The 6,556-nt window shown below is 65.3% G+C and carries 5 protein-coding genes and 3 pseudogenes; 2 read left to right on the top strand and 6 right to left on the bottom strand.

What is annotated here, in order from left to right; all coding sequences use genetic code 11:
- The first annotated feature begins 61 nt into the window (after positions 1–61).
- Positions 62–715, top strand: coding sequence for an amidohydrolase family protein (locus ACWNCF_RS01980; RefSeq protein ID WP_449405827.1), 654 nt, complete (start codon positions 62–64; stop codon positions 713–715).
- An 81-nt stretch (positions 716–796) separates the two neighbouring features.
- On the opposite strand, the gene ACWNCF_RS01975 is transcribed toward ACWNCF_RS01980, so the two are convergent.
- From ACWNCF_RS01975 to ACWNCF_RS01950, 6 genes and pseudogenes are all read right to left on the bottom strand, one after another.
- Positions 797–1,300, bottom strand: a complete 504-nt coding sequence (locus ACWNCF_RS01975) for a DODA-type extradiol aromatic ring-opening family dioxygenase (protein WP_449405826.1) — start codon at positions 1,298–1,300, stop codon at positions 797–799.
- Positions 1,301–1,308: 8 nt separating this feature from the next.
- Positions 1,309–1,779 (bottom strand): hypothetical protein, encoded by a 471-nt coding sequence (locus ACWNCF_RS01970; protein WP_449405825.1) that lies wholly within the window; start codon positions 1,777–1,779, stop codon positions 1,309–1,311.
- Between the two features lie 27 nt (positions 1,780–1,806).
- Entirely contained in the window at positions 1,807–3,108 is a 1,302-nt protein-coding gene (locus tag ACWNCF_RS01965) for an MFS transporter (protein ID WP_449405824.1), read from the bottom strand.
- A 45-nt stretch (positions 3,109–3,153) separates the two neighbouring features.
- Positions 3,154–4,005: an amidohydrolase family protein gene (locus ACWNCF_RS01960; protein ID WP_449405823.1), complete on the bottom strand. Its 852-nt coding sequence runs from the start codon at positions 4,003–4,005 to the stop codon at positions 3,154–3,156.
- A 10-nt stretch (positions 4,006–4,015) separates the two neighbouring features.
- Positions 4,016–5,042 (bottom strand): annotated as a pseudogene (locus ACWNCF_RS01955) (amidohydrolase family protein).
- Between the two features lie 11 nt (positions 5,043–5,053).
- Positions 5,054–6,029, bottom strand: a pseudogene (locus ACWNCF_RS01950) (ABC transporter substrate-binding protein).
- 315 nt (positions 6,030–6,344) lie between these two features.
- Here ACWNCF_RS01950 and ACWNCF_RS01945 point away from each other — a divergent pair.
- Positions 6,345–6,556 (top strand): annotated as a pseudogene (locus ACWNCF_RS01945) (hypothetical protein); the annotation flags it as partial.

Raw genomic sequence — 6,556 nt, 5'->3', positions numbered from 1 at the left:
ACGGAGGAGTTAGTTGGATGATCCAGCACCCCTTGCCTGACCCCGCGCCGCATGTCGATGAGTGAGCTGTTCGTCGACCCGCAGGCACGCTGAAAGGAAGCACCATGATCATCGATTGCCACGGCCACTTCACCACCATCCCGAAATCGCTGCGCGACTGGCGCGCGCAGCAAACGGACGCCGTCAAGGATCCGTCCAGGCGCCGCTGCTCGCCGGGCGCGCATGTCTCGGACGACCAGATCCGCGACGCCATCGAGAACGGCCAGTTGAAACTGCAGAAAGAACGCGGCAGCGACCTGACGCTGTTCTCGCCTATCGCCGGCCTGATGAGCCACCACCTGGGCAACGAGCGCACGAGCCTCGAATGGGCCGAGACTCGAACCACCTCGTGTACCGCGTCACCGAGATGTACCCGGATAACTTTGCGCCCGTGGGCATGCTGCCCCAGTCGCCGTACGCGCCGCCGGCGAACAGCATCCCCGAACTGCGCCGCATCGTCGAAGAACTGGGCTTTGTCGGCGTCAACCTGAACCCGGATCCGACCGGCGGCTACTGGACCGGCACACCGGTCACCGACCGCTCGTGGTATCCGTTGTACGAAGTGCTGTCCAGCCGGGATGTCCCGGCGATGATCCACGTCGCGGCATCGTGCAACCCGTGCTTCCACGGCACCGGCGCGCACTACCTGAACGCCGACACGTCCGTCTTCATGTAGGTGCCGCAGTCGACCTGTTCCCAGGCGCGGATGATGCCGTTCAGTCGGGTATTGCTCATCGTATTCCTCGTGTTTGGTGTGTTATTCGTTCGCGTTCCAATACATGAAGCCCATGCCCTCGCCGGTGCCGGCGGCGGTGCGGTAGCAGGGCACGTAGTCGACGAGCGTCATCTGCGCGCCGGAGTCCTGCAGGGCCATCATCACGGAGACGTACAGCTTGATTTCCGACGTGCCGGACTGGTACGAGCGCTCGTCCACGTTGGCGAGACCTTCGTAGTCGTAGTTGCGCAGCATGCCCATGATCCGCTGGTCGAATTCGGTGTCGCAGACGAAGTGCGACAGGCCGCCGGATGCGATGATCGCCACGCGCGCATCGCTCTTCCACGCCTTGATCGCATCGCGCAGGGTGCGGCCGAACTCGATGCAGCGGCTCATCGGCGGCTGCGTCGGTGGATAGAAGCAGTTCATCAGGATCGGCACGTGCGGCGGCGGGTTGTCGCCCATGATCTGGCGGTACACGAAGCTGAACGCGTGCGGCGCGATCGGCGCGGCGGGTTTCATCCACACGTCGTCGGGCCACGACATCAGGTCGGTCAGGTCGAAGTTCCGCGCTCGAACGTCTCGAGCAGGTAAGTGGCCAGTTCCGGATACGCCTTGTGCGTCACAGCGTGGTCCGGCGCATACACGGAGCGTTGCGGCGGACCGTTGAAGACGTCTTCGCCGCTGTAGATCGCGATCGACGGCGACATGTGCGTGAAGATCTCCTTCTGGTCCTTGCCGAGGATGATCGCGACGTCGGGGGCGGCGCGTTCGTACGCGGCGCGCATCTCGTCCAGCGCGGCGCGGCAGCGCTTGGCGCGCGCGGTGCGTTCCTCGATCGTCAGGAGGGCTTCGAAGCCCTCGTCGCGGCGTTCGGCTTCCAGCTCGGGGTAGGTCCAGGTGCGGTTGCGGTACCACAGCTCGGGATTGTTGCGGTCGCGCTCGCCGTTCTTGAGCCAGTCTTCCGGCGCCTGGCCCAGCATGCCGCTGTGCGGTACGGCCATGCCGAACACGATTTCTGCCATGTTTGTTACTCCTTCAGTGATTCGTTGTTATGTGCGGGGCAGCGGACGGACATCCGCATGCGGCTGGTCGAGGGGCGCTTCGCTCACCTTCGGTGCCCACTTGCGCTGCAGCAGGACGAGCGAGTTCACGGCGCCGAGGACGAGGAAGCCGAAGATCGCCAGCATCGGCAACTCGTAGCTGCCGCCGACGTGCAGCAGCCAGCCGGACAGGCTCGCCGAGACGCCGCCCGCGAGGCTCGTCGCCACCTGCTGCAGGCCCGTGTTCAGGCCGATGGCCGGCTTCGGGATCAGCGTCAGCTTGCACAGCGTGGTGTTGTTGGCGGTGACGAAACCGAGCAGCGACAGCGACAGCACGTTCCAGAACAACGCCATCTGCAGCGACTCGGCATAGGCGCCCAGCAGGACAGTGGTGCCGCCGATGAAGCCGGCGATGACGAAACCCTTGCGCACTTTGACGGCGTCGCCGCCGCGGGCGATCATCCGGTCCGCCACCCAGCCCGCGATCGTCGCCACGATGGCGATACCGGCGAAGCTGAAGAACGTGTACAGGCCGGAATTCTCGAGCGACAGGCCGCGCTGCTCGACCAGGTAGGCCGGCATCCACGTCATGCAGTAGAACGTGAAGTAGCCGTAGCAGAAGTTGTTGATCATGCCGCCCCACACGACGGGACTGGCGAGCAGGCCGCCGAGCGTCACGGACGACGCGCGCTTCTTCGCGGCGGCCATTTGTGCCCGCGTCGGGAGATCGTTCTTCAGCATCAGCAGCCAGGGCGCGAGCCACAGCAGGCCGACGACGCCGGTCAGGATGAACATCGCCTGCCACGAGTGGTTGACGATCATCCACGCCGCCACCGGGGCGCCGATCGCGGGGCCGAACTTGCCGCCCATCGTGAACAGGCCGACGGCGAGACCCTTCTGGCTTTCCTGGAAGTTGTCGCCCATCCAGCGGTAGCTGGCCGGGATCACGATCGCTTCCGCCGCGCCGATCACGAGGCGCATGACGATCAATGCGGTCAAGGTCGTGACGACGCCGGTGAGGGCCGTCGCCGCGCACCACAGGGCGAAGCAGACGGCGTACGGCCACTTGACGCCGTAGCGGTCGACGATCCAGCCCATCACCAGCTGGAACAGGCCGTAGGTCCAGAAGAAGGCCGAGTTGAGCCAGCCGCGTTCCACGCTCGTGAGGCCGAATTCGCGCAGGAAGTTCTTGTCCGCCAGCGCGGACGACAGGCTGGTCCGGTCTATGAATGAAATCAGCAGGGCGATTGCCAGGAGCAGCAGGATGCTCCAGGGATTCGCCGCCGCCGGCCGTTTATCGTTTGTCTCCATCGCGTTCTCTCTTGTCGTGCTACGCCGGCCGCGGCCGGCGTGCCGTCAGGCCAGGGTCGGGTACAGTTTCAGCGCCGTGCGGCCGAAGATCCAGGCACGGTCCTCTTCACCGAGGCAGGCCAGGCTGTCCTGGGCGGTTGCCAGCAGTTCGGACAGCGTACCGGGGGAGGTCGGAAAATTCGAGCCCCACACCATGCGCCGGGCACCGAATGCCTCGACCACGCGCGGGAAGAAGGTCTCGGCGCTGGCATTGCCCTTTTTGACGTCGCCGAAGATGCGCGGCGCCAGCTTCAGGTACACGTTCTCGAACTGCGCCATGTCGAACAGGCTTTGCGCGTTGGCATACGGCGGCCCGTCGAGGACGTCGGGACGGCCCAGGTGGTCGAGGATGATGTTGACGCCAGGGAAGCGCCGGGCCAGCTCGGCCACCTGGCGCAGGCCGGCCGGGCCGGTCTGGATGCACATCGGCAGGCCCAGCTCCGCGCACAGGTCCCAGGCCGGGAACGAGCGCGGGTCATCCAGCTCGCTCGGGTCGAACTCCTTGGTGCTGCCGCCCGTGAACAGGCGCAGCCCGGCCAGGCCGCGCGCGGTCCATTCGCGGATGCGTTCCGGCGCGTCCGGCTGCAGCACGTCCACCGAGCCGACCGCGACGAGGCGGTCCGGATACTTCGCGCAGCCGTCCACGACGTAGCTGTTGTCGAAACCGTAAGTGGTCGACGAGTGCACCACGGCGGCCTTGGCGACGCCGGCGTCGTCCATCGCGGCGATCAGCGCCTCGACGGTGGACGGCCGTTCCTGCGACCAGTCCGAGCGCTTGCCGAACAGCGGCGCCGGCGGATAGCTTTTCTCGTCGTCGGAAATGATGTGCGGGTGGGTGTCGATGATCGGGTAAGTCATGGAAATTCCTTTACTTTCCTTGTGCCTTCAGGCGCGCATCGAGGCGCGGATACACGCGGCGGGCATTGCCTTCGTAGATCTTGTAGCGGTCCTCGGCGCTCAAGGCGGCGATGCCGTCGACGTAGCGCTTGGTGTCGTCGAAATACTGGCCGGTGGCCGGGTCCTTGCCGCGCACGGCGCCGATCATCTCGGAGCCGAACAGCACGTTGTCGGACGGGATGACCTTGGTGAGCAGTTCCACGCCCGGCTGGTGGTACACGCAGGTGTCGAAGAACACGTTGTCCAGCAGGCCTTCGAGCGGACGCTCCATCATCTCGAGCGACATGCCGCGGTAACGGCCCCAGTGGTACGGCACCGCGCCGCCGCCGTGCGGGATCACGAAGCGCAGGCTCGGGAAATCCTTGAACAGGTCGGACTGCAGCACCTGCATGAAGACGGACGTGTCGGCGTTCAGGTAGTGCGCGCCGGTGCCGTGGAAGCACGGGTTGCACGATGCCGCCACGTGGATCATCGCCGGGACGTCCAGCTCGGACAGCACTTCGTACAGCGGATACCACGAGCGGTCGGTGACCGGGGTGCCGGTCCAGTAGCCGCCGGTCGGATCCGGGTTCAGGTTGACGCCGACGAAGCCCAGCTCCTCGACGATGCGGCGCAGTTCGGGGATGCTGTTCGCCGGCGGCGCGTACGGCGACTGCGGCAGCATGCCCACGGGCGCAAAGTTATCCGGGTACATCTCGGTGACGCGGTACACGAGGTCGTTCGAGATCTCGGCCCATTCGAGGCTCGTGCGCTCGTTGCCCAGGTGGTGGCTCATCAGGCCGGCGATAGGCGAGAACAGCGTCAGGTCGCTGCCGCGTTCTTTCTGCAGTTTCAACTGGCCGTTCTCGATGGCGTCGCGGATCTGGTCGTCCGAGACATGCGCGCCGGCGAGCAGCGGCGCCTTGGACGGATCCTTGACGGCGTCCGTTCTGCTGCGCGCGCCAGTCGCGCAGCGATTTCGGGATGGTGGTGAAGTGGCCGTGGCAATCGATGATCATGGTGCTTCCTTTCAGCGTGCCTGCGGGTCGACGAACAGCTCACTCATCGACATGCGGCGCGGGGTCAGGCACTGCTTGAACGCGGTTTGTTCCAGCGCTTCGATGGTCTTGCGGTTTTCCTCGATGCCGTAGGGCAGCGGGTCGTAGCCGACGATCTCGCGCAGTTTGAGGTATTTCTTGTCGCCGGCGGTCGTGGCTTCGCCGGCGTCCAGGCGCGCGAGCCATTCCTTCTTGGCGCGGTCGAACGCCTTGTACAGCGATTGCGCGATCCACGGATGCTCGGCCAGCACCGAATCCTTCACGACGATGGTGCCGTGCATCGGGTAGATGCCGGTGCGGGCATACGAATCGGCTTCCAGGGCCGCCGCGTTCGGGAGCAGATCCGGATAGTCCGCTTCGACTTCCTGCCAGCCGCCGGTCGGGGCGCCGGTGCGGCCGATGCCCGCCGCGCCTTCGACGCCGGCCACCAGCTCGCCCTTGGCCATCATGTCGGCCAGCGAGGTGCCTGCCGGCGCGTGGATGACGTTCGGCGGCAGCTGCAGCTGGGTGACGTGTTCCTCGTCGTCGACGACCCAGGTCACTTTCGACGTGTCCAGGCCGAAGTCGTCGATCAGCGCCTGGCGCAGCCACACACCGGTCGTGACCGAATAGGCGCGCACGCCGACCTTCTTGCCTTCCAGGTCCTTCGGCGTCCTGATGCCGGCGTCCGGGACGCACGAGCAGGCCGCCGTGGTGGAAGCGGCGCACGACGAAGATGGGCAGTGCGACGAACGGCGCACCGTAGGCACGGGCGATGATGTAGGTGGTGGGCGCCAGTTCGCAGACGTCGAATTCGACGTCGCGCACCATGCGGCGGAAGGCGCCGATCTGCGGCTTGACGGTGACGAATTCGGCATCCACGCCCTCGATGGGAATGGTGCCGTTGCGGATGGCGGCGGTATGCGGATGCTCGGCGATCGCGATCTTGAGCGGGACTTTGCTGGCCAATTGGTTCTCCTTTGGGTTGCCTGCGCTGGAGCATGGGCGTCGTGTCTATGGACATAAGAATAGGGATCCGGCCCGGGCGTCGTCCCTACACAAAAGCGCGATTCGCTGGCACTTTTCGCCGCGCGACGGAAACGACTTGCTGTTTTTTTGCAAGAGGGATATGGTTGTGATCTAAAGGGCGGCTGGCCACCACCGCAACCGATCGGCGCCAGACCGAACACATGGCCGTCCTTGCCGAGGAGACGCGAGCAATGAAGCACAGTTTCGTCACGAAACCGGTACCTGTATGCAAATCACAACACCGCGCTGACGCCGGTGCCCAAGGTCCGGTTATACGTCGAGCGACCGGAGCGCAAGGAAAACTGGTTCGTCAACGTCGGCCACGTCACCGACCGCGGCCGCTGGCGCACCGAACCCCATGCGCACCCCGGCTACGGCCAGGTCATCTTCGTGCGCAACGGGCGCGGCGTCATGAACCAGGTGCTGGATCATCCAACTAACTCCTCCGTTTTAACCTTTCAGAACAT

It is taken from the genome of Massilia phosphatilytica (assembly GCF_977014125.1).
Note: the sequence above shows the minus strand (reverse complement) of the source record. Positions and strands in the feature narration are given on the sequence as shown.